At 62.9% G+C, this 22,877-nt stretch carries 24 protein-coding genes and 1 riboswitch; of the genes, 15 read left to right on the top strand and 9 right to left on the bottom strand.

Annotated features, from left to right (window positions below; all coding sequences use genetic code 11):
* Positions 1-18: 18 nt before the first annotated feature.
* Positions 19-837 (bottom strand): pyridoxal phosphatase, encoded by an 819-nt coding sequence (locus REA38_RS05505; protein WP_033647130.1) that lies wholly within the window; start codon positions 835-837, stop codon positions 19-21.
* 178 nt (positions 838-1,015) lie between these two features.
* Here REA38_RS05505 and pgl point away from each other — a divergent pair, with 178 nt between their 5' ends.
* The gene (gene pgl / locus REA38_RS05500) at positions 1,016-2,011 is read left to right on the top strand and encodes a 6-phosphogluconolactonase (protein WP_047568835.1); all 996 of its coding nucleotides are present in this window, start codon (positions 1,016-1,018) and stop codon (positions 2,009-2,011) included.
* 67 nt (positions 2,012-2,078) lie between these two features.
* Here the strand turns inward: pgl and REA38_RS05495 are convergent, their stop codons facing one another.
* Together REA38_RS05495 and dmeF are read right to left on the bottom strand one after the other, a co-directional pair.
* On the bottom strand, positions 2,079-2,561 hold the full coding sequence (locus REA38_RS05495; RefSeq protein WP_033637497.1) for a kinase inhibitor: 483 nt from the start codon (positions 2,559-2,561) through the stop codon (positions 2,079-2,081).
* A 32-nt stretch (positions 2,562-2,593) separates the two neighbouring features.
* Positions 2,594-3,559, bottom strand: a complete 966-nt coding sequence (dmeF, locus tag REA38_RS05490; RefSeq protein ID WP_072269709.1) for a CDF family Co(II)/Ni(II) efflux transporter DmeF — start codon at positions 3,557-3,559, stop codon at positions 2,594-2,596.
* Positions 3,560-3,637: 78 nt separating this feature from the next.
* On the opposite strand from dmeF, the gene REA38_RS05485 reads away from it, so the two are divergent.
* A complete protein-coding gene (locus REA38_RS05485; RefSeq protein WP_019453999.1) occupies positions 3,638-3,913 on the top strand; it encodes a metal/formaldehyde-sensitive transcriptional repressor in 276 nt (91 codons plus the stop codon).
* Between the two features lie 2 nt (positions 3,914-3,915).
* Positions 3,916-4,317 carry a YkvA family protein gene (locus REA38_RS05480; RefSeq protein WP_016928691.1) on the top strand — a complete coding sequence of 134 codons (402 nt, stop codon included), beginning with the start codon at positions 3,916-3,918 and terminating at the stop codon, positions 4,315-4,317.
* A gap of 4 nt (positions 4,318-4,321) precedes the next feature.
* On the opposite strand, the gene bioA is transcribed toward REA38_RS05480, so the two are convergent.
* Positions 4,322-5,596, bottom strand: coding sequence for an adenosylmethionine--8-amino-7-oxononanoate transaminase (gene bioA / locus REA38_RS05475; RefSeq protein ID WP_049212786.1), 1,275 nt, complete (start codon positions 5,594-5,596; stop codon positions 4,322-4,324).
* A gap of 88 nt (positions 5,597-5,684) precedes the next feature.
* Between bioA and bioB the strand changes: the two genes are divergently transcribed.
* Genes bioB through bioD form a run of 4 tightly spaced genes read left to right on the top strand, consistent with a single transcriptional unit; the run spans position 5,685 to position 9,291 of the window.
* Positions 5,685-6,722, top strand: a complete 1,038-nt coding sequence (bioB, locus tag REA38_RS05470; RefSeq protein ID WP_308333058.1) for a biotin synthase BioB — start codon at positions 5,685-5,687, stop codon at positions 6,720-6,722.
* The gene (gene bioF, locus REA38_RS05465; RefSeq protein ID WP_308885241.1) at positions 6,722-7,873 is read left to right on the top strand and encodes an 8-amino-7-oxononanoate synthase; all 1,152 of its coding nucleotides are present in this window, start codon (positions 6,722-6,724) and stop codon (positions 7,871-7,873) included. Before bioB ends, bioF begins: the two co-directional genes overlap by 1 nt.
* Positions 7,857-8,624 (top strand): malonyl-ACP O-methyltransferase BioC, encoded by a 768-nt coding sequence (bioC, locus tag REA38_RS05460; RefSeq protein WP_033647122.1) that lies wholly within the window; start codon positions 7,857-7,859, stop codon positions 8,622-8,624. Before bioF ends, bioC begins: the two co-directional genes overlap by 17 nt.
* Entirely contained in the window at positions 8,617-9,291 is a 675-nt protein-coding gene (gene bioD / locus REA38_RS05455; protein WP_161765187.1) for a dethiobiotin synthase, read from the top strand. The genes bioC and bioD overlap by 8 nt, the downstream gene beginning before the upstream one ends.
* A 27-nt stretch (positions 9,292-9,318) precedes the next feature.
* Here bioD and REA38_RS05450 read toward each other — a convergent pair whose 3' ends face one another.
* Positions 9,319-10,026, bottom strand: a complete 708-nt coding sequence (locus tag REA38_RS05450; protein WP_308885237.1) for an ATP-binding cassette domain-containing protein — start codon at positions 10,024-10,026, stop codon at positions 9,319-9,321.
* A 1,108-nt stretch (positions 10,027-11,134) separates the two neighbouring features.
* On the opposite strand from REA38_RS05450, the gene uvrB reads away from it, so the two are divergent.
* On the top strand, positions 11,135-13,147 hold the full coding sequence (gene uvrB, locus REA38_RS05445; RefSeq protein ID WP_308885236.1) for an excinuclease ABC subunit UvrB: 2,013 nt from the start codon (positions 11,135-11,137) through the stop codon (positions 13,145-13,147).
* Between the two features lie 100 nt (positions 13,148-13,247).
* Positions 13,248-13,514, top strand: coding sequence for a VF530 family DNA-binding protein (locus REA38_RS05440; protein WP_004939783.1), 267 nt, complete (start codon positions 13,248-13,250; stop codon positions 13,512-13,514).
* 6 nt (positions 13,515-13,520) lie between these two features.
* Here the strand turns inward: REA38_RS05440 and yvcK are convergent, their stop codons facing one another.
* The gene (gene yvcK, locus REA38_RS05435) at positions 13,521-14,438 is read right to left on the bottom strand and encodes a uridine diphosphate-N-acetylglucosamine-binding protein YvcK (RefSeq protein ID WP_033637504.1); all 918 of its coding nucleotides are present in this window, start codon (positions 14,436-14,438) and stop codon (positions 13,521-13,523) included.
* A 534-nt stretch (positions 14,439-14,972) separates the two neighbouring features.
* Positions 14,973-15,117, top strand: a riboswitch (molybdenum cofactor riboswitch).
* Between yvcK and moaA the strand changes: the two genes are divergently transcribed.
* From moaA to REA38_RS05405, 6 genes are all read left to right on the top strand, one after another.
* On the top strand, positions 15,104-16,090 hold the full coding sequence (moaA, locus tag REA38_RS05430) for a GTP 3',8-cyclase MoaA (protein ID WP_041033959.1): 987 nt from the start codon (positions 15,104-15,106) through the stop codon (positions 16,088-16,090). (Overlaps the previous riboswitch by 14 nt.)
* Positions 16,091-16,237: 147 nt before the next feature.
* Positions 16,238-16,753: a molybdenum cofactor biosynthesis protein B gene (gene moaB, locus REA38_RS05425; protein WP_033637505.1), complete on the top strand. Its 516-nt coding sequence runs from the start codon at positions 16,238-16,240 to the stop codon at positions 16,751-16,753.
* A gap of 3 nt (positions 16,754-16,756) precedes the next feature.
* Positions 16,757-17,236: a cyclic pyranopterin monophosphate synthase MoaC gene (moaC, locus tag REA38_RS05420; protein WP_033637506.1), complete on the top strand. Its 480-nt coding sequence runs from the start codon at positions 16,757-16,759 to the stop codon at positions 17,234-17,236.
* Positions 17,233-17,478: a molybdopterin synthase sulfur carrier subunit gene (gene moaD / locus REA38_RS05415; protein WP_019453985.1), complete on the top strand. Its 246-nt coding sequence runs from the start codon at positions 17,233-17,235 to the stop codon at positions 17,476-17,478. Before moaC ends, moaD begins: the two co-directional genes overlap by 4 nt.
* A gap of 2 nt (positions 17,479-17,480) precedes the next feature.
* Positions 17,481-17,948 carry a molybdopterin synthase catalytic subunit MoaE gene (moaE, locus tag REA38_RS05410; RefSeq protein ID WP_004939764.1) on the top strand — a complete coding sequence of 156 codons (468 nt, stop codon included), beginning with the start codon at positions 17,481-17,483 and terminating at the stop codon, positions 17,946-17,948.
* A gap of 130 nt (positions 17,949-18,078) precedes the next feature.
* Entirely contained in the window at positions 18,079-18,789 is a 711-nt protein-coding gene (locus tag REA38_RS05405) for a Bax inhibitor-1/YccA family protein (RefSeq protein WP_033637508.1), read from the top strand.
* 75 nt (positions 18,790-18,864) lie between these two features.
* Here the strand turns inward: REA38_RS05405 and REA38_RS05400 are convergent, their stop codons facing one another.
* The 3 genes from REA38_RS05400 to REA38_RS05390 are packed head-to-tail and all read right to left on the bottom strand — an operon-like array spanning position 18,865 to position 22,870.
* On the bottom strand, positions 18,865-19,971 hold the full coding sequence (locus REA38_RS05400; protein ID WP_033647114.1) for an ABC transporter permease: 1,107 nt from the start codon (positions 19,969-19,971) through the stop codon (positions 18,865-18,867).
* An 11-nt stretch (positions 19,972-19,982) separates the two neighbouring features.
* Complete coding sequence (locus tag REA38_RS05395) at positions 19,983-21,137, bottom strand: ABC transporter permease (protein WP_308885231.1); 1,155 nt, start codon at positions 21,135-21,137, stop codon at positions 19,983-19,985.
* Entirely contained in the window at positions 21,134-22,870 is a 1,737-nt protein-coding gene (locus REA38_RS05390; protein WP_049195905.1) for an ATP-binding cassette domain-containing protein, read from the bottom strand. The genes REA38_RS05395 and REA38_RS05390 overlap by 4 nt, the downstream gene beginning before the upstream one ends.
* Positions 22,871-22,877 lie beyond the last annotated feature (7 nt).

Here is a 22,877-nt window from a genome sequence, read left to right as displayed (position 1 = left end):
GGCGGGAGGGCGAAAAAACTAGAGTACGCGGGTGCGGATCACCTCGGCGATGCCCGGCTGCAGGTTATCGGCGATCACCAGATCGGCGCGTTCCTTGATCGCATCATCGGCGTTGCCCATCGCCACGCCCAATCCGACCGCTTCCAGCATGCTGATGTCGTTGTAGTTGTCGCCGAACGCCACCACCTGATCCATGCTCAGCCCCTGCGACTCCACCCATTGGCGCAGGCGCTTGCCTTTGCTGTTGCCGCCTTTGGCGATATCCACCTGATCGTGCCAGGACCATTCGCACGCCAGCCCCAGCTCTTTCTCCACCGTGTCGGCAAACTCGCGCAGCGCCAGGGTATCGGCGTGCGAGGTGGCGAATTTCCAGATCGCCTGCGCGTCGTCGGCCGCCTGCGCCAGGCTGCCGACCTGCAGCAGCGTCGGGCGCTGCGCCGCCGGCAGGGTTTCGGCCCAGGCCAGCGAGCGGATCACGTGGCCGCTCGGCTCCTGATACAGCATAGCGTCGTCGACGTACATCAGCCCGTGAATGTCGGTCTGTTTGAGCATCTGCAGCACCTGCCTGGCCTGATCTTTCGCCAGCGGATCGGCCGCCAACACCTTCTTCTGCTGAAAATCATACAGATAGGTGCCGTTGCAGCAGATGGCCGGGGTATCTATCTGCAGCGCCTGGTAGAACGGATGGATAGCGACGTGGTGGCGGCCGGTGACCACCACCACCTGGATGCCGGCGGCGCGCGCCTGCGCCAGCGCTTCCAGCGATTGCGGTAAGATGCGTTTTTGGTTGTCCAGCAGGGTGCCGTCAAGATCGAGGGCGATGACGCGGTAGCTCATAGGGTTCTCGTTATCGTTAGCCATAAAATTAATCCGATGGTACACCGGATAGCCAACGGAGAAAACCGCGTGAGCTTCCGGTGCTAAGCGGGGTTGCCATGCGACGGATGTGCGGTAAGCTAGGGGCAATCGAACGGCCTGAAACCGGTTCCTCTTTTACCCTTTACAAGGAGAACACATGAAGCAAATCGTTTATGTCGCCAGCCCGGAGAGCCAGCAGATCCACGTTTGGCAGTTGGATGACGCCGGCGCGCTGGTGCTGCTGCAAACCGTTGACGTGCCGGGCCAGGTGCAGCCGATGACCCTTCATCCGGACAAGACCCACCTGTACGTCGGCGTGCGTCCGGCGTTCGGCATCGTCAGCTACCGCATCGAGGCGGACGGCACGCTGCAGCAGGCCGGCATGGCGCCGCTGCCGGGCAGCCCGACCCATATTTCCACCGATTTGCAGGGGCGTTACCTGTTCTCCGCCTCCTACAGCGGCAACTGCGCCAGCATCAGCCCGATCGGCCACGACGGCGTGGTGACGGCGCCTATTCAGCAGATCGACGGCCTGACCGCGCCGCACTCGGCGAACATCGATCCGACCAACCAGCTGGTGCTGGTGCCTTGCCTGAAAGAAGACCGCATCCGCCTGTTCAACCTGAGCCTGGCGGGCCAGCTGACGCCGCACGCGCAGGAAGCGGTGGCGACCGCCGCCGGCGCCGGCCCGCGTCATATGGCGTTCCACCACAACGACAAGTTCGCCTACTGCGTCAATGAGCTGGACGGCACGGTGGACGTGCTGGCCATCTCGGAAAACGGCGGCAAATACACCGTCACGCAGACGCTGGACATCATGCCGGCCGACTTCGACGGCACCCGCTGGGCGGCGGACATCCATATCACGCCGAACGGCCGCTTCCTGTACACCAGCGACCGCACCGCCAGCATTCTGACCATCTTCAGCGTTTCCGCAGACGGCGGCACGCTGAGCGTGGTCGGCTATCATCCGACCGAAGCGCAGCCGCGCGGTTTCAACATCGATCACAGCGGCCGCTTCGTGATTTCGTCCGGCCAGAAATCCGATCACATCGCGGTGCATGAAATTGACCAGGCCAGCGGTAAGCTGACCACGCTGGCGCGTTATCCGGTGGGCAAAGGCCCGATGTGGGTGAGCGTGCTGGCGAAGTAATTCGGCGGTCAGACGAGTATGGAAAAAGCGCGATTCGGTGGAATCGCGCTTTTTTATTGGCGGGGGATCAGTTGAACGTCACCGTCAGCGTGGCGCTGCCGAGGCTGTGGAAATGGACGTTAAAGCCCACCAGCGCGCCGCTGGAACCCTCATCCACCTCGATGCGCTCCACGTCCAGCGCATGCACGGTGAACTGGTAGCGGTGGCTTTCGCCACTCGGCGGCGCCGCGCCGCCGTAGCCGGCTGAGCCGAAGTCGGTGCGGGTCTGCAGCGCGCCGGCGGGCAGCGGGGCTTTGCCGGAGCCCGCGCCCTGCGGCAGCTCGCGCACGTCGGCGGGAATGTTGGCCACGATCCAGTGCCACCAGCCGGAGCCGGTCGGGGCATCGGGATCGTAAACGGCGATCACGAAGCTTTTGGTGCCGGCCGGCACGCCGTCCCAGGCCAGGTGGGGCGACAGGTTATCGCCGTGATAGCCCATGCCGTTGAAAACCTGCTGCTGCGGCAGTTTGCCGCCGTCCTGCAGATCGTTGCTGTACAAACGAAAAGCCATAGTGACTCCCAGTTGTCGGTAAACGCGAACCCTTAAGCTAGATCTTTTCGGTGGAACAATACAACCCCTTGCGCCAGCGGCGGACGGTTGATCTCGACGGTGACATGCACCAGTTCGGGACGCGCGGCCAACAGTTGGCGTACCCGATCGGGGGTGAGGGTGCGATCGGCGCTGCTCAAGGCGATGACGCAATGATACTTTCCTTTGCCGATGCGGCCTAAATGCAAATCGGTCAGCGTGAGCGAGTGGCCGGCAGTGGCCAGAGTTTGACGAATTTCTTGTGCAACGGGAGCGTCCATTTCGGCATCCAGCAAAATCTTTCCACTATCGCGCATCAGGCTATAGGCCCAGGCGGCCACCATCATCGCGCCGACGATGCCCATCAACGGATCGAGCCAGACGGCGCCCCAAAGCTTGCCGCCGAACAGCGCCACGATCGCCAGCACCGAAGTGGCGGCGTCGGCGATGACGTGGATATAGGCGGAACGAAGGTTGAGGTCATGATGATGGTCATCGTGGTCATCCCCGTGATGATGGTGGCCGCCGCCGCGCAACAGCCAGGCGCAAAGCAGATTGACGGCCAGCCCAATCGTACCGATGGCGATGGCTTCGTTGTAATGAATCGGGCTGGGATTCATCAGCCTTTGCGCAGACTGGAACAGCATCAGCGCCGCCACCAGCACCAACAACACCGCGCTGGTGTAACCGGCCAGCACTTCTATCTTCCAGGTGCCGAGGCTGAAGCGGCGGTCTTTGGCCAGCCGTCGTGCGGCGCCGTAAGCCAGCACCGACAGGCCCAGAGCCAGCGCGTGTGAGCTCATATGCCAGCCGTCGGCCAGCAATGCCATCGAGTTAAACAGCCAGCCACCGGCGATCTCGATGGCCATCATACCGGCGGTGAGTATCACCGCCCATCTGGTGTTTCTTTCAGCCAATGGGTTACCATCGTCAAAAACGTGGCTGTGCTCGCGGTGCAAAGCGGGCGCGTGAGAAGTCATGGTGAAGTTCCTCAGCAAAAGGTAGTGTTCTGAAATATACTATACCCCAGTATAGTAAATAACAATCAGGCGGAAATGATGAGCCATACCATCAGAGATCAAAAGAAGCTGTTGGCGCGGGTGCGCCGCATTAAAGGGCAGGCCGAAGCGCTGGAGCGCGCGCTGGAAAGCGGCGGTGAGTGTTCGGCTATTCTGCAGCAGATCGCAGCGGTGCGCGGCGCGGTCAACGGTTTGATGGCGCAGGTGCTGGAAGGGCACGTGCGCGAACACTTGGCTGCTGCGGACGCCACGCCGCAGCAGCGTGAGCAAGACATCGAGCAATTGATGACCGTCTTACGTTCCTATATGAAATAAGCATGATCTCACTGAAAAAACGCACGCCGTGGTTCGGCTGGCTGCGCCGTTGGGCCAAAGGCATCAAGCGCGATATTTACGCGCTGTGGCTGGCCGCCCGTGATAAGCGCACCCCGTGGTACGCCAAACTGATCGCGCTGCTGGTGGCCGGCTATGCGATCTCGCCTATCGATCTGATCCCGGACTTCATTCCGGTGCTGGGCTATCTGGACGACGTGATTATCGTACCGTTGGGCATCATGCTGGCGGTGCGCCTGATCCCCAAGCCGCTGATGGCCGAGCTGCGCGAGAAGGCGCAAAAGCGCGTCGATAACCCCACCGGCCGCATGGCGGCGGTGATGATCATTTTACTCTGGCTGCTGTGTCTGGGATTGCTGGCCCGCTATCTGGACCAGCATTGGTAAGCCATTAACGCGCGGCGGCGGCCACGGCGGCGGTCAGGCGGCTGAGCTGTTCCGCTTCGATGATGTAAGGCGGCATCAGGTAAATCAGCTTGCCGAACGGCCGGATCCACACCCCGCGTTCGACGAACCCGCGCTGCAGCTCGGCGACGTTCACCGGTTCACGCATCTCCACCACCCCAATCGCGCCCAGCACCCGCACGTCCGCCACCTTCGGCAGCGCCGCGAGCGGCAGCAGCTCCTGCTTCAGTTGGGCTTCGATGGCGCTCACCTGCGCCTGCCAGCGATTTTCCGCCAGCAGAGCCAGGCTGGCATCCGCCACCGCGCAGGCCAGCGGGTTGCCCATAAAGGTCGGCCCGTGCATAAAGCAGCCGGCCGCGCCGTTGCTGATGGTCTCCGCCACGTGGCGGGTGGTCAGGGTGGCGGACAGCGTCATGTAGCCGCCGGTCAGCGCCTTGCCCAGGCAGAGAATGTCCGGCACCACCTGCGCGTGCTCGCAGGCGAACAGCTTGCCGGTGCGGCCGAAGCCGGTGGCGATCTCGTCGGCGATCAGCAGCACCTGATGGCGATCGCACAGCTCGCGCACCCGCTTGAGGTAGCTTGGGTGGTAGATACGCATGCCGCCGGCGCCTTGCACCACCGGTTCCAGGATCACCGCCGCCACTTCACCGGCGTGCTGCTCCAGCAGCGCGGCGAACGGCGCGATGTCCTCTTCGCGCCATTCCTCGTCGAAGCGGCACTGCGGCGCGGTGGCGAACAGGTGCGGCGCCAGATAGCCCTGATAGAGGCTGTGCATCGAGTTGTCCGGATCGCAGACCGACATCGCGCCGAAGGTATCGCCGTGATAGCCGTGGCGCAGCGTCAGGATGCGCTGCCGCCGCTCGCCGCGCGCCTGCCAATACTGCAGCGCCATCTTCAGCGACACTTCCACCGCCACCGAACCAGAGTCCGCCAGGAACACGCACTGCAGCGCTTCCGGCGTCATCTCCACCAGCCGACGGCACAGCGAGATGGCGGACGGATGGGTAATACCGCCGAACATCACGTGCGACATCTTCTCCAGCTGCTGGCTGGCGGCCTGATTCAGGCGAGGATGGTTGTAACCGTGGATCGCCGCCCACCAGGAGGACATGCCGTCCACCAGACGCCGGCCGTCCGCCAGCTGCAGCTCGACGCCGCTGGCCGACTCGATCGGGTAACAGGGTAACGGGCGGCTCATGGAGGTGTAGGGGTGCCAGATATGACGTTGGTCAAACGCCAGGTCGGAAGCGGTGACAGACATACTTGTAAACCAAATTGAATTAAGATTGGTTGACAGTATATCCGCAATATTTAAACTGGCGACACTTTTTCGTTTTGGAGACGCCATGATGGCCGATCGCATTCACTGGACAGTAGGGCAAGCCCAGGCCCTGTTTGATAAACCGCTGCTTGAACTGCTGTTCGAAGCGCAAACCGTACACCGCCAACACTTCGATCCGCGTCAGGTGCAGGTCAGCACGCTGCTGTCGATCAAAACCGGCGCTTGCCCGGAAGACTGCAAATACTGCCCGCAGAGTTCGCGCTACAAGACCGGCCTGGAGGCGGAGCGGCTGATGCAGGTCGAGCAGGTGCTGGAATCGGCGCGCAAGGCCAAGGCGAACGGATCGACCCGTTTTTGCATGGGCGCGGCGTGGAAGAACCCGCACGAGCGCGATATGCCTTATCTGCAGCAGATGGTGCAGGGCGTGAAAGCGATGGGCATGGAAACCTGCATGACCCTGGGCACGCTGGATGGCACTCAGGCCGAACGGCTGGCGGAGGCCGGGCTGGATTACTACAACCATAACCTCGACACCTCGCCGGAGTTCTACGGCAGCATCATCACCACCCGCAGCTACCAGGAACGCCTGGATACGCTCGACAAAGTGCGCGACGCCGGCATCAAAGTATGCTCCGGCGGCATCGTCGGGCTGGGTGAAACGGTGCGTGACCGCGCCGGGCTGCTGGTGCAGCTGGCCAACCTGCCGAAACCGCCGGAGAGCGTGCCGATCAACATGTTGGTGAAGGTAAAAGGCACGCCGCTGGCGGATAACGATGACGTCGATCCGTTCGACTTTATCCGCACCATCGCGGTGGCGCGCATCATGATGCCGTCTTCTTATGTCCGCCTCTCCGCTGGCCGTGAACAGATGAACGAACAGACGCAGGCGATGTGTTTCATGGCCGGCGCCAACTCGATCTTCTACGGTTGCAAGCTGCTGACCACGCCGAACCCGGAAGAAGACAAGGATCTGCAACTGTTCCGCAAGCTGGGGCTGAACCCGCAGCAGACCGCCACCGAACACGGCGACAACCAGCAACAGCAGGTGCTGGCTAAGCAGCTGCTGAACGCCGATACCGCCGAGTTTTACAACGCGGCGCTGTGATGAGCTGGCCACAACGCATCGAGCAGGCGCTGGCAGAGCGGCGCCTGAATGCCGCCTACCGTCGGCGACAGACCACCGAGGGCGGCAACGGCCGCCAGATCCGACTCGGCGATCGTCTCTACCTGAACTTCTCGGGCAACGACTACCTGGGGCTGAGCCAGGATGCGCGGGTGATCGCTGCCTGGCAGCAGGGCGCGCAGCGTTACGGCGTCGGCAGCGGCGGTTCGGGCCACGTCACCGGCTTTAGCACGGCGCATCAGGCGCTGGAGGAGCAACTGGCGGCGTGGCTCGGCTATCCGCGCGCGTTGCTGTTCATCTCCGGTTACGCCGCCAACCAGGCGGTGCTGGCGGCGTTGATGCAAAAGGGCGATCGCATTTTGGCCGATCGCCTCAGCCACGCCTCGCTGCTGGAGGCGGCGGCGCAATCGCCGGCCGAGCTGCGCCGCTTCCAGCACAATCAACCGCAGGCGCTGGCAGATCTGCTGGCCAAACCCTGCGACGGGCAGCGGCTGGCGGTGACCGAAGGAGTGTTCAGCATGGACGGCGACGGTGCGCCGTTGGCGGAACTGCATCGCCTAACCCGCGCGGCGGGCGCCTGGCTGATGGTGGACGATGCCCACGGCGTCGGCGTGCGCGGCGAGCAAGGCCGCGGCAGCTGCTGGCAGCAGGGCGTGCGCCCTGAACTGCTGGTGGCGACCTTCGGCAAGGCGTTCGGCGTCAGCGGCGCGGCGGTGCTGTGCGATGAGGCGACCGCCGAGTATCTGCTGCAGTTCGCCCGCCATCTGATTTACAGCACCGCGATGCCGCCGGCGCAGGCCTGCGCGCTGCAGGCGGCGCTGGCCTGCATTCGAGAGGGCGATGAACTGCGCGCCCGGCTGCAGGACAACATCCGCCGTTTCCGCCAGGGCGCCGCGCCGCTGGCGCTGACCCTGACGGACTCCGACACCGCCATCCAGCCGCTGCTGGTGGGTGACAATCAGCGCGCGCTCGATCTGGCGGCCCGCCTGCGCGAGCACGGGCTGTGGGTGAGCGCCATCCGCCCGCCGACGGTGCCGCCGGGCGGCGCGCGGCTGCGCATCACCCTGACGGCGGCGCATCAGCCGCAGGATATCGATCGCCTGCTGGAGGTATTGCATGACGTCAGCCAATGACTGGGTGAACAAACAGGCGGTCGCTTCGGCCTTCAGCCGCGCCGCCGGCAGCTACGACGCCGCCGCCGCGCTGCAGCGTGACGTTGGCGAGCGCTTACTGGGGATGGGGAGTGCCCATCCGGGCGAACGGCTGCTGGACGCCGGCTGTGGCACCGGCTATTTCAGCCGCCTGTGGCGCGAGCGCGGCAAGCAGGTGACCGCGCTCGATCTGGCGCCGGGCATGCTGGATGTCGCCCGTCAACGGCAGGCGGCGCATCATTATCTGCTGGGCGATATCGAACAGGTGCCGTTGCCCGATGCGGCGATGGACATCTGTTTCAGCAGCCTGGTGGTGCAGTGGTGCAGCGATCTGCCCGCCGCGTTGGCGGAGCTGTACCGCGTGACCCGCCCCGGCGGCGCGATCCTGTTTTCCACGCTGGCGGCGGGATCGCTGCAGGAACTGGGGGATGCCTGGCAACAGGTGGACGGCGAGCGCCACGTGAACGCCTTTCTGCCGCTAGCGCAGATCCGCGCCGCCTGTGCTGGCTATCGACACGAGCTGGTCACGGAGTTGCGCACCCTGAACTACCCGGACGTGATGACGCTGATGCGTTCGCTCAAGGGCATCGGGGCCACGCACCTGCATCAGGGGCGCGAGGGCGGCCTGATGTCGCGCGGCCGTCTCGCCGCGCTGCAGGCGGCTTACCCGTGCCGGCGGGGGCAGTTCCCGCTCAGCTATCATCTGGCTTATGGAGTGATTTATCGTGATTAAACGTTGGTTCGTAACCGGCACCGACACCGAAGTGGGGAAAACCGTCGCCAGCAGCGCCTTGCTGCAGGCCGCCAACCGGGCGGGCTACCGCAGCGCCGGGTATAAGCCGGTGGCTTCCGGCAGCGAGATGACCGCCGAGGGACTGCGCAACGGCGACGCGCTGGCGCTGCAGGCCAACAGCGGCGTGGCGCTCAGCTACGATGAAGTGAACCCTTACGTTTTTGCCGAACCCACCTCGCCGCATATCGTCAGCGCCGATGAAGGCCGGCCGATCGACGCGGCGCGGCTGTCCGACGGCCTGCGCCGGCTGGAACAGCGCGCCGACTGGGTGCTGGTCGAGGGCGCGGGCGGGTGGTTTACCCCGCTGTCGGCGGAGTACACCTTCGCCGACTGGGTGCAGCAGGAGCAACTGCCGGTGATCCTGCTGGTGGGCATCAAACTGGGCTGCATCAACCACGCGGTGCTGACGGCGCAGGCGGTGCAGCAGGCCGGGCTGACGCTGGCCGGTTGGATCGCCAACGACGTGGCGCCGCCGGGGCGGCGGCATCAGGAATACCTGGCCACGCTGCGCCGCATGCTGCCGGCGCCGCTGCTGGGCGAAATCCCGCACCTGCCGCAGGCTGAGCGGGCGCCGCTGGGGCAGTATCTGGATATCAGCCTGCTATAAACTCTCAATGAGGGGGGCTTCTCTCCCTCATCCTTCTTCTTGCCCTGTCAACCCGGCGCCGATCAGCGCCTCATCCAGCTGCGCCAGCGCGCCGTGCGCCACCGTGCGCCCGCTGTCCAACAGGCAGAAGCGGTCCGCCACCCGGCGCACGAACGGCAGCTGATGCTCCACCAGTAAAATGGTCATGCCCAGTTCGCGGTTGAGCCGGCGGATCACGTTGCCGATGTCGGCGGCGATCGAGGGGGGGACGCCCGCCGTCGGTTCGTCGAGGATCAGCAGCGCCGGCTCCTGGGCCAGCGCCCGACCGATCGCCAGCTGGCGCTGAGCGCCCACGCACAGATCGCCGGCGCGGCGCAAATGGGGAAACAGGCTGTAGATCAGCGGCGGAATGCGGCGAGGGGCGCCGCGCCCGGCCATTTGCGCCACCTGCAGATTCTCCTCCACGCTCAGCTGCGAGAAGAGCTGCCGCCCCTGGGGCACGTGGCTGATGCCCAGCGCGGCGCGGCGCTCCATCGGCTGCAGCAGCAGATTTTGCGGCGGCTGATCCGCCGGCTGCCAGGTCATGCTGCCGCTCACCACCGGCACATGCCCCATGATGCAGTTAACCAGCGTGGTCTTGCCCACGCCGTTGCGGCCGAGCAGGACGGTGCACTGGCCGCGTGGTAGCTCCAGGTTGATGTCCCACAGGGTGTGGTTCTGCCCGTAAAATTGATTGACCGATCTCAGGCTCAGCATTTGGCATTCTCCTCATAGACGCTCGTTTCACTCGTTGGCGGGGGCTGCAAAGGCCGCATGAGCGGCGAATTTCCCGAGTGTGGCAATGTCTGGAACAAAATGCCGTCCGTCCGAGGAGCCAGAGCCAGGTCTGCGGTGGACGGAATGACAGTCAATATGTCGTTAAAAACGACGCTTGTGACGACTTGGTGTCGTTCTTGCGTTTTTACGGGCGATAACGCCGCGGCGGTGAAACTCCGCGGCCGGCAGCGCATCATGCTGCCGCACCGCATTTATACGCAGGAAGATAAAGCAACTCCCAGGCCAATTTTTGCCGCCGGGTGAAAACGGGGGATTGTTATCGCCTTGTTAACCGCACGTCAGGCCTGACGCGCGCTGCCGTGACGGCCTGAAAATACGCGGGCAAGTTAACCCGGACGTTTTTTGCACTCTTGTGGTGCTGTTCGGTGTGGGCATGGTGCAAGGCATTGCGCCGCCGTCAAGAGCGATCCACGTGAAAGGAGCCAATGCGATTTTGGCAATGGGGATTTTTAGTATTAATCGGCATAAACAAAGCGATATTTTTATGAAAAAATAACTAAAAAAGGCATTTTGGCCAGTGTAAAGGGCGAAAAGCTTTCTTTCTGTAACTCCCGCCCCGGGCGGGGCGGTGAGAGTTATCCACTATTCCTGTGGATAACCTTGTGTATTAGATTTAGAAAAACGCTGTAAAGCGAGAGCGGACGCGGGTTCTGTTCGCTTTGCCCGCATTCTCGTCTTTTTATTAAAGTAATTAATTATCAATAATTTAATTAAAATCAAGACGCGAGGGTATTGATCAGGTCTCTATGTATGATTTTTCGACGCGGTGCTATCAATAAGTTAATTCGCGGCAAGTTCTGGGGATAAATCTGTTATTGACAATAAAAATGTCACCGGACTGTAACGCCACGGTGCAACGGCGTTGCCGCGGCATCGGGCGCAGCGACGAATCCGCTTGAAGCTGGTTTTATATCCAGTATCATGGGCACTGGCGCAAATCGCCGACACTTTCCATAATTAGGGGCCATGCCCGGCGCAGAGTCGGCTGGCCGCCTGAGCGCGCGCATCTCCACAGGGTAGCCGAGCAATGAGTAAACTTTTCAAACTGCATTCAGAGTTCAAACCGGCCGGCGATCAGCCGGAAGCCATCCGCAAGCTGGAAGAGGGGCTGGAAGACGGCCTGGCGCACCAGACGCTGCTGGGGGTCACCGGTTCGGGCAAGACATTCACCATCGCCAACGTGATAGCCGATCTGAATCGGCCGACCATGGTGCTGGCGCCGAACAAGACGCTGGCGGCGCAGCTGTACGGCGAGATGAAAGAGTTTTTCCCGGAGAATGCGGTGGAATACTTCGTCTCCTACTACGACTACTACCAGCCGGAAGCCTATGTGCCCAGTTCCGACACCTTCATTGAAAAAGACGCTTCGGTGAACGAGCACATCGAGCAGATGCGCCTTTCCGCCACCAAGGCGCTGCTGGAGCGGCGCGACGTAGTGGTGGTGGCGTCGGTGTCGGCGATCTACGGCCTGGGCGATCCGGATCTTTACCTGAAGATGATGCTGCACCTGACCCAGGGGATGATCATCGATCAGCGATCCATTTTGCGCCGCCTGGCGGAGCTGCAATATTCCCGCAACGATCAGGCCTTCCAGCGCGCTACCTTCCGTGTGCGCGGCGAGGTGATCGACATTTACCCGGCGGAGTCGGACGAGCTGGCGCTGCGCGTCGAGCTGTTCGACGAAGAAGTGGAGCGGCTGTCACTGTTCGATCCGCTGACCGGGCAGATCGAGCAAGTGGTGCCGCGCTTTACCATCTACCCGAAATCGCACTACGTGACGCCGCGTGAGCGGATCATGCAGGCGATGGAAGAGATCAAGGTCGATCTGGCGGACCGCCGCAAGGTGCTGCGGGCCAACAACAAGCTGCTGGAAGAGCAGCGCCTGACGCAGCGCACCCAGTTCGATCTGGAGATGATGAACGAGCTGGGCTACTGCTCGGGCATCGAAAACTACTCGCGCTACCTGTCCGGGCGCGCCGAGGGCGAGCCGCCGCCGACGCTGTTCGACTACCTGCCGGCGGACGGTCTGCTGGTGGTCGACGAATCCCACGTCACCATTCCGCAGATCGGCGCGATGTTCAAGGGCGACCGCGCGCGCAAGGAAACGCTGGTGGAGTACGGCTTCCGCCTGCCGTCGGCGCTGGACAACCGCCCGCTGCGCTTCGAGGAGTTCGAGGCGCTGGCGCCGCAGACCATCTATGTCTCCGCGACGCCGGGCAAATACGAGCTGGAGAAATCCGGCGGCGATCTGATCGATCAGGTGGTGCGGCCGACCGGGCTGCTGGATCCGATCGTGGAGGTGCGGCCGGTCGCCACCCAGGTGGACGATCTGCTCTCCGAGATCCGCAAGCGCGCGGCGATCAACGAGCGCGTGCTGGTGACCACCCTGACCAAACGCATGGCGGAAGACCTGACCGAATACCTGGAAGAGCATGGCGAGCGCGTGCGGTACCTGCACTCGGACATCGATACCGTGGAACGGGTCGAAATCATCCGTGACCTGCGTCTGGGCGAGTTCGACGTGCTGGTGGGCATCAACCTGCTGCGTGAGGGGCTCGACATGCCTGAGGTGTCGCTGGTGGCGATTCTGGACGCCGACAAGGAAGGTTTCCTGCGTTCCGAGCGTTCGCTGATCCAGACCATCGGACGCGCGGCGCGTAACCTGAACGGCAAGGCGATCCTGTATGGCGATCGCATCACCGATTCGATGGCCAAGGCGATCGGTGAAACCGAGCGGCGCCGCGCCAAGCAGCAGGCCTACAACGAAGCCAACGGCATCGTGCCGCAGGGGCTGAACAAGAAGATCGGCGACATTCTGCAGATCGGCCAGCCGGTCAACCGCGCCAAGAGCAAAGGCAAGGGCAAGGCGGCGGACGGCGGCGCTTCGCTGCAGAACCTTACGCCGAAAGCGCTGGATCAGAAAATCCGCGATCTGGAAGCGCAGATGTACACCCACGCGCAAAACCTGGAGTTCGAGCAGGCGGCTGCGCTGCGCGACCAGATCCACCAGCTGCGCGAGCAGTTTATTGCGATTTCCTGACCGTTGGATGGCGCCCGCGTAGCGGGCGTCGAAATTCCTTGTCGGCCGCGTCAAAGCTGTTAAGGTGTGCGGCCCGATTTGACCACGAAGAGTACCGAACATGAGCCAACACCAGTCCAAAGATCCGCTGCACGGCGTGACGCTGGAGCAACTGCTGAATAAGCTGGTGGATCACTACGGTTGGTCCGAGCTGGGCGCACGCATTCGCATCAACTGCTTCCGCAGCGATCCGAGCATCAAGTCCAGCCTGAAGTTTTTGCGTCGCACGCCCTGGGCGCGCAAAGAGGTGGAAGATCTGTATATCGATATGGTCAGCCATCCCGCCCCAGCCAGCGATAATCCCTGGCTGCGCGGGCGAGACGGTTAAATTCGGTCAGCGGCGGGCGGCCAGCGCCACCAGCGCCCGATCCAGCGCCTGGCGCAGCAGCTGGCGATCGTGGCGGTAGGGGATGTCGCTCGCTTCCAGCGGCTGTTGAATCACCACCCGATCCTGCACTTCACTGGCGTCTACCGCCGGGCCGACGATCAGCGCATCGATCATCCGGCGGCCAATCTTCTCTTCCATCAGCGTCAGCTTATCCTGTAGCGACAGCGCCGCGGCGGCCACGCTCAGCTCGCGGCCGAGGTTGCCGATATAGATCATGCTGGCGCTGCTGCGACGCAGCGCCTGGGTGAGATCGTCCAGCAGCAGCAGCGGCATCAGGCTGGTGAGGAAACTGCCCGGCCCGATCAGGATCACGTCGGCCTGCGCGATGGCGTCCAGCGCTTCGCGCGTGGCGCTGACCGGCGGCGACAGCATCAGCTCCTGCGGCATATGGGCCAGCTGATCGACATTCACTTCACCGTAAACGTGATTGCCTTCGTGATCGTGCGCCATCAAATCCACCGGCTGTTCCGACATCGGGATCAGCGCCGCGTCCACCTTCAGCAGGCTGCGCACCAGGTTGATCGCTTCCAGAGGGCGCACGCTCAGGTGATCCAGCGCTTTCAGCATCAGGTTGCCGAGGTTGTGGCCGGCCAGTTCGCCGTTGCCGCTGAAGCGGTATTCGAACATCGCCGAGGCGACGCTCGGTTCGGTGATCAGCTGGTTGAGACAGTTACGGGTATCGCCCCAGGCAATGCCGCCTTCCGAACGGCGGATGCGGCCGGTGGAACCGCCGTTGTCGGTGGTGGTGACGATGCCGGTCAGGCGGGAGCCTAAGGACGACAGGGCCGACATCACACGGCCCAAGCCGTGTCCGCCGCCTAACGCCACTACGCGGTCGAGATCGGCCAGGGTACGATTACGCATAAATTTCCTTACAAAGGGGCTGAACTGCCCGCATAAGGTAACGGATCCGGCATAAAAACGCGATATACCCGTCATCCTTGAAGTTGCCTCTGTGTTGGCTGCATTTAGTTACGTGGCCCGTCCATGGGCCACGCCCCTTCAGGGCCGCTGCAAGCAGCGTTCAAATCTGCTCCCGGCAGATTTGTCACCCCAGTCACTTACCTAAGTAAGCTCCTGGGGACTGATGAGCCTCGTCCTGAGGCCCCCCCTTCGGGCCAGCGCAAGCGCTGTTCAAATCGGTTCCCGACCGATTTGTCCCGCTCTTGCCGTCGGGAGGCAACTCCAATTATTTAGGGCATAAAGAGTGTCATTTGCGTGATTCTGGTCAATTCGTCCGCGCAAGTGATGTTTATCATGGTTTACCAGAATACGCGGCGTCTAAAAACGCTGTATAGACAATTATATAGCGAATTTACGCGTTGGCTATCGTTGCCGATTAGCGCTAGAATTCTGCTGAAAACCACGGTTTCGTTCCGGCTACTCAAGGTAGCGGGAAGAGAAATCAAACTCCTAGCCCCTGCGCCTACGTTGTTCATCCGGAACGATATGGCGCCTGGGCCGTGGCGAAGTCAGCCACCAGGGTGCAGAGGGGAAACGCTCGCATCTCCCGACTTTGGAAAGGTGTTATGGTGCCGCAACTCATTGATGCTTATGAGCGCAAGTTCTATTACCTGCGCTTGTCGATCACCGACGTGTGCAACTTTCGTTGCACCTATTGTCTGCCCGACGGCTACAAGCCGAGCGGCAGCCCGAAAAGCTTCCTGTCGCTGGATGAAATCCGCCGCGTCAGCCGCGCGTTCGCCGAACTGGGCACCGAAAAGGTGCGCCTGACCGGCGGCGAGCCTTCGCTGCGCCGCGATTTTACCGAGATCATCGCCGCCGTGCGGGAAAACCCGGCCATCCGTACCCTGGCGGTCACCACCAACGGCTACCGTCTGGCGCGCGACGTCGCCGCCTGGCGTGACGCCGGTCTGACGGCGATCAACGTCAGCATCGATAGCCTGGATCCCCGCCAGTTTCACGCCATCACCGGTCAGGACAAGTTCCGCCAGGTGATGGACGGCATCGACGCCGCCTTCAGCGCCGGTTTCAGCAAGGTCAAGGTCAACGCAGTGCTGATGCGCGACGTTAACCACCAGCAGCTCGGCGCCTTTCTCGCCTGGATCAAGGACCGGCCTATCCAGCTGCGCTTTATCGAACTGATGGAAACCGGCGAGGGCGGCGAGCTGTTTCGCAAACACCACGTTTCCGGCGAAGTGATTCGCCTGCAGTTGGAGCAGCAGGGCTGGCAGCGCCAGGCACGCGGCCGCAGCGACGGCCCGGCGCAGGTGTTCAGCCACCCGGACTACCAGGGCGAGGTGGGGCTTATCATGCCGTATGAAAAAGACTTCTGCGCCAGCTGTAACCGGCTGCGCGTTTCTTCCATCGGCAATCTGCACCTGTGCCTGTTCGGCGAGCAGGGGGTGCCCCTGCGCGATCTGCTGGCCGAGGACGGCCAGCTCGACGCGCTGAAGGCGCGCATCCAGAGCGGGCTGCTGAGCAAGAAGCAGACCCATTTCCTGCATCAGGGCAACAGCGGGATCACCCAGAACCTGTCGTTTATCGGCGGCTGATACCCACATATTTCAAGCCGCAGCGTTGTTGGCTGCGTGCGCTCACCCCAGTCACTTACCGGAGTAAGCTCCTGGGGATTTACGCACTGGCCGCTTGGCTGCAACTTGAAATCTGTTGGGTATCTCAGAATAGGAGCCTATTGAACCATGAGCCATGCGAGCAGCGAGTTTATTGCGGCGCATATCGCCATCCTGACCGTCTCCGACAGCCGCGGCGCGGCGGAAGACACCTCCGGCCACTATCTGCAGGAAGCGGCGCAGGAAGCCGGCCACCAGGTGGTGGATCGCGCCATCGTCAAAGATGACATTTACCAGATCCGCGCGCGGGTTTCCGCCTGGATCGCCGATGACAACGTGCAGGCGGTGCTGATCACCGGCGGCACCGGTTTTACCGCCCGCGACAACACGCCGGAAGCGCTGTTGCCGCTGTTCGACAGAGAGGTGGAAGGATTCGGCGAACTGTTCCGCATGGTGTCGTACGAAGAGATCGGCACCGCGACGATCCAGTCGCGCGCGCTGGCCGGCCTGGCCAACCGCACGGTGATCTTCGCCATGCCGGGCTCCACCCGCGCCTGCCGCACCGCCTGGGAGCGGATTATCGAAGAGCAGTTGGACGCGCGCCATCGCCCGTGCAACTTCCAGCCCCATTTGAAGAAGCCCTGAGTCATGACACAGCTAACCCATATTAACGCCGCCGGCGAAGCCCATATGGTCGATGTTTCCGCCAAGGCCGAAACGGTGCGCGAGGCGCGCGCCGAAGCCTTCGTCGAGATGCTGCCCGCCACGCTGGCGATGATCGTCGACGGCAGCCATCACAAGGGCGACGTGTTCGCCACGGCGCGCATCGCCGGCATTCAGGCGGCCAAACGCACCTGGGAGCTGATCCCGCTGTGCCACCCGCTGATGCTGAGCAAGGTCGAAGTGCAGCTGGAGGCGCAAACGCAGCACAGCCGGGTGCGCATCGAAACCTGCTGCCGGCTGACCGGCAAAACCGGCGTCGAGATGGAGGCGCTGACCGCCGCCTCGGTGGCGGCATTGACCATCTATGACATGTGCAAAGCGGTACAGAAAGACATGGTGATCGGCCCGGTGCGCCTGCTGGCGAAAAGCGGCGGCAAATCCGGCGATTTTAAGGTGAACGTATGATCGATATTCTTTTCTTCGCGCAGGTGCGCGAACTGGTGGGCACCGGCGGCCTGTCGATGCCGGCGGATTACCCGACCGTCGAGGCGCTGCGCCAGGCGCTGTGTGCGCGCGGCGATCGCTGGGCGCTGGCGCTGGAGTCCGGCAAATTGCTGGCGGCGGTCAATCAGTCGCTGGTGGCGGCGGACCATCCGCTGCGCGCCGGCGATGAAGTGGCCTTCTTCCCGCCGGTCACCGGGGGGTAAGCATGGAAAATACCCGCATTCGCGTGGGCGAAGCGCCGTTCAACGTCGGCGACGAGTACCAGTGGCTGGCGCAGTGCGACGCCGATGGCGCGGTGGTGACCTTCACCGGCAAGGTGCGCAACCATAATCTGGGTGACGACGTCAGCGCGCTGACGCTGGAACACTACCCCGGCATGACCGAGAAGGCGCTGGCGGAGATCGTGGCCGAGGCGCGCAGCCGTTGGCCGCTGCAGCGGGTGACGGTGATCCACCGCGTCGGCGCGCTGTATCCCGGCGACGAGATCGTGTTCGTCGGCGTGACCGGCGCACACCGCAGCATGGCGTTCGCCGCCAGCGAGTTCATCATGGACTACCTGAAGACCCGCGCGCCGTTCTGGAAGCGAGAAGCCACCGGCCAGGGCGATCGTTGGGTGGACGCCCGCGACAGCGATCGCGAGGCCGCGCAGCGCTGGCACGACGCGGCTAAATAACGCGTCAACAGCGGAAACAAATCAAGACCTTTGCCGCTTTCGCCCGGCATATTCTGTGGTACGCTTATAGCAGGCGAAGCCCCGTTCGCGGGGCTTCGGAATCTTGTTTACAACGCAAAAGGTAACCGTCATGGACCGATATCCACGCTCTAATGGTTCAATCGTCGAACGTGCCAACAGCGGCATTCAGGCCTACATGGCGCAGGTTTACGGCTGGATGACCTGTGGTCTGCTGCTGACGGCGTTCGTTTCCTGGTATGCGGCCAACACGCCCGCGATCCTCAACTTCATCTTCTCCAGCCAGATCACCTTCTTCGGCCTGATCATCGCCCAACTGGCGCTGGTGTTCGTGATTTCCGGCATGGTCAACCGCCTGAGCGGCGCGGTGGCCACTTCGCTGTTCATGCTGTACTCGGCGCTGACCGGGCTGACGCTGTCGAGCATCTTCATTGCCTACACCTACAGCTCGATCGCCAGCACCTTCGTGGTCACCGCCGGCATGTTTGGCGCCATGAGCCTGTATGGCTACACCACCAAGCGCGATCTGAGCGGCTTCGGCAGCATGCTGTTCATGGCGCTGATCGGCATCGTGCTGGCCTCGCTGGTGAACATCTGGCTGAAAAGCACCGCGCTGATGTGGGCGATCACCTACATCGGGGTGGTGGTGTTCGTCGGCCTGACCGCGTACGACACGCAAAAACTCAAGGCGATGGGCGAGCAACTGAACGCCGATGATAAAGACAGCTTCCGCAAGTACGCCATCGTCGGCGCGCTGACGCTGTATCTCGACTTCATCAACCTGTTCCTGATGTTGCTGCGTATCTTCGGCAACCGTCGCTAAATCCGTGGTCTTTCAAGCAGCAGCTTGAAATCCACAGGACTTACCAGGCTCTGCATGTGACATGCAGAGCCTTTTTTATGCGATCTTGCGGCGGAACAGCGCGTAGGCGGCGCTGCCGGTGGTGGCGGTGATCACCAGCAGCGGCCACAGGCTGTGCCAGATGATGCTGAAACTGGCGTCCTTCAGGTAGATCTGCTTGGTGATGTCGGTGAAGTGGCGTATCGGGTTAACCCAGGTCAGATCCTGCAGCCACACCGGCATATTCTCCACCGGCGAGACGTAACCCGAGAGCAGGATCGCCGGCATCATGAACACGAACACGCCGATGAACGCCTGCTGCTGAGTGGCGCACAGCGACGAGATCAGCAGGCCGAAACCGACCAGCGACAGCCCGTAGATCAGCATGGTGGCATAGAACAGCAGCAGCGATCCGGCGAACGGGATCTGATACAGGAAGATGCCGATCAGCAGCACGATGCTGGCCTGGAAGCTGGCGACGATCAGCGCCGGCACCGCCTTGCCGATAAAGATCTGCCAGGTGGTGAGCGGCGAGACCAGCAGCTGTTCCAGCGTGCCCTGTTCGCGTTCGCGCGCCACCGACAGCGAGGTGACGATCAGCACGCCAATGGTGGTGATCATGGCGATCAGCGATGGCACCACGAACCATTTGTAGTCCAGATTCGGGTTATACCAGTTGCGCACCACCAGCTCGCTGTTGTTGGGTTTAGCGCGGTTGCCGAGCAGCTCGTTCTGATATTCCTGCACGATCTGCTGCACGTAGTTGGCGGCGATCTGCGCGCTGTTGGAGTTGCGCCCGTCGAGCAGCAGCTGCAGCGGCGCGGTGTTGCCGGTGGCGATATCGCGCGAGAACTGCGCCGGGAAGCGGATCAGCAGCAGCGCCCGCTGGTTGTCGATGGTGGTCTTTATCTCCTGCGGGCTGCGCAGCAGCAGCACGTGTTGAAAGGCCTTGGCCTTGGCGAAGCGCTGGGTCAGCTCTACCGAGGCCTGGCCGCTGTCCTCGCTGTAGACTGCGATGGTGGCGTTGGTGACTTCCAGCGTCGCGGCGAACGGGAACAGCAGCACCTGCAGGATCACCGGCATGATTAAAATGGCGCGGGTTTGCGGATCGCGCAGCAGCGCCTGCATTTCCTTGATGATGAGCGTCAACAGACGATGAAACATCGCTTTTCTCCTCAATCCAGCCGGCGCTGGGTTTTCCAGGCCGTCAGGCCGATGAACACCACCGCGGAAGCGATCAGGAACAGCAGATTGATCAGCAGCACGGTGCCGACGTTGCCCGCCAGGAACAGCGTTTGCAGCGTGCTGACGAAGTAGCGCGCCGGAATGATGTAGGTCACCGCGCGCACGATGGCCGGCATGCTGTCGATCTGGAAGATGAAGCCGGACAGCATGATCGACGGCAGGAAGGCGGCGTTCAGCGCCACCATCGCCGCATTGAACTGATTGCGGGTGAGGGTGGAGATCAGCAGGCCCATGCCGAGGGTGCTGGCGAGGAACAGGCTGCTGATCAGCAGCAGGATCAGCAGCGAGCCGCGATAGGGCACGCCGAGCACCCACACCGCCACCGCCATGCACAGTGCCATGGCGGCCATGCCGAGGAAGTAATAAGGGATCAGCTTGGAGAGCAGCAGCTCGCTGCGCGTCACCTGGGTGGACAGCAGGGCCTCCATGGTGCCGCGCTCCCATTCGCGGGCGATCACCAGCGAGGTGAGGATGGCGCCGATCACCGTCATGATGATGGTGATGGCGCCGGGAATGATGTAGTGCCGGCTGATGGCCGCCGGGTTGAACCAGTAGCGCATCTGCACGTCAATCAGCGGCTTGTCGCTGTTACCCCGCTCGGCGGCGCGCTGCTGCTGCCAAACTTGCCATACGCCCTGGGCGTAACCCTGCACGAAGTTGGCGGTGTTCGGCTCGCTGCCGTCGGTGATCACCTGGATAGGGGCGCTGTCGTGCGGGCGCGCCATGCGCTGGTCGAAATCCACCGGGATCACCACCAGGCCGCGGATCGTGCCGGCCTGCATCTGCTGGATCAGCCGTTGGCGGTTGTCGCTGATGGTCGGTTCGATATAGGGCGAGCCGGCGAAGGCGTGGGCCAGATCGCGCGCGTCTTCGCTCTGCTGCTCCATCAGAATGCCCAGATGCAGCTTGCTGGAGTCCAGGTTGATGCCGTAGCCGAAGATAAACAGCAGCATCAGCGGGATGACGAAGGCGATCAGGCCGCTGCTGGGATCGCGCAGTATCTGCCGCGTTTCCTTCAGGCACAGCGCGCGCAGCCGGCGCCAGGAGAAGCCGCCGTCGTCGATTGGGGTGCGGTTATCGCTCACCGTGATTCCTCCTCATCGTAGCCCTGCACCAGCTCGATAAACGCCTGCTCCATCGAGGGGTTGGGATTGTCGTCGCGCGCCACCTGCTGTTTGAGATCGTCCGGCGTGCCGGCGGCGATGATCTTGCCGCGGTACACCAGGCCGATGCGGTCGCAGTACTCCGCCTCGTCCATAAAGTGGGTGGTCACCATCACCGTGACGCCCTTGTCGACCATGCCGTTGATGTGCAACCAGAACTCGCGCCGCGTCAGCGGATCGACGCCGGAAGTCGGTTCGTCGAGGAACAGGATATCCGGTTCGTGCATCAGCGCGCAGGCCAGCGCCAGGCGCTGTTTGAAGCCGAGCGGCAGCGCGTCCGGCGTCTGATCGAGGATCGGCGCGAAGTTGAAGGCGCGGGACATCTCGTCGATTTTGTCGCGCTGCGCCTTGCCGCCCAGGCCGTAGACGCCGGAGAAGAACTTCAGGTTTTGCGCCACCGTCAGGTTGCCGTACAGCGAGAATTTTTGCGCCATGTAGCCGAGCCGCTGGCGCGCCTTGCCGGAGCTGGTCTTCAGATCCATCCCCAGCACCAACGCCTTGCCGCTGGAGGGGATCAGCAGGCCGCACATCATTTTGAAGGTGGTGGACTTGCCGGCGCCGTTCGGCCCGAGCAGGCCGAAAATTTCGCCGCGCCGCACCTGGAAATCAACGTGATCGGTAGCGGCGAAGTCGCCGAATTTTTTGGTCAGCTGCACCGCTTCGATCACCGTTTCACCGCTTGCGCCGTTGACGGTCGGCATGATCTCCGCCAGCGCCGAGCGGTGGTTGGGGCCGCCGCCGAGCAGATCGATAAACGCATCCTCGAAGCGCGGATCCGCTTCGTCCAGTTCGGCGTCCGGCAGATCCAGTGCCTGCAACAGCCGGCGGTGATCTTCGCCTTCCTTCAGGATCAGGCGCAGATACTTGCCCTGGATCACCCCGTCGGTGACCGCCGGCAGGCAGATCGCCCGCTGCAGCAGCGATCGATGGCTGCCGGGGGGCGCGGCGATCAACACCGTGCGCCCGGCCATACGGCGGGTCAGCGCCTGCGGCGCACCGCTGAACAGCAGCTCGCCCTCGTTGAGCAGCAGCACTTCGCGGCACTGCTCGGCTTCGTCGAGATAAGACGTGCTCCACAGGATCAACATGCCGTCGTTGGCCAGCTCGTGCACCATGCGCCACAGCTCGCGGCGCGAGATCGGATCGACGCCGACGCCCGGCTCATCCAGCAACAGCACCTGAGGTTCGCCCAGCAGCGTGCAGGCCAGGCCCAGCTTTTGCTTCATGCCGCCGGACAGCTTGCCCGCCAGGCGCTCGGTGAAGCGGGTCAGATCGGTGAATTGCAACAGCCGCTCGAAGGTCTGGCGGCGAAGATCGCCGGTGACGCCGCGCAGATCGGCGTACAGCGTCAGGTTCTCCATCACCGTCAGATCCTCATACAGCCCGAACTTCTGCGGCATGTAACCGAGGATCGCGTGCAGTTGACGATCCTGCGCGATCGGATCCAGCCCGGCGACCCGCAGTTTGCCGCTGCTGGGCTGCAGCAGCCCGGCCAGCATGCGCAGCAGGGTGGTTTTGCCGGCGCCGTCTGGGCCGACCAGCCCGATCACCGCGCCGCTGCGCAGGGTGGTAGTCAGGCTGGCGACCGCCGGTTTCTCAAGCGACGGGAAGCGCTTCTCCAGCCCTTCCAGCTCAATGGTGTGCGCCTGTTCCATGGCCGGC

It is taken from the genome of Serratia sp. MF1(2023) (assembly GCF_030954545.1).
Lineage (GTDB): Bacteria > Pseudomonadota > Gammaproteobacteria > Enterobacterales > Enterobacteriaceae > Serratia > Serratia sarumanii.
The sequence above is the reverse complement of the archived record's forward strand: the minus strand, read 5'-3'. Positions and strand labels throughout refer to the sequence as shown.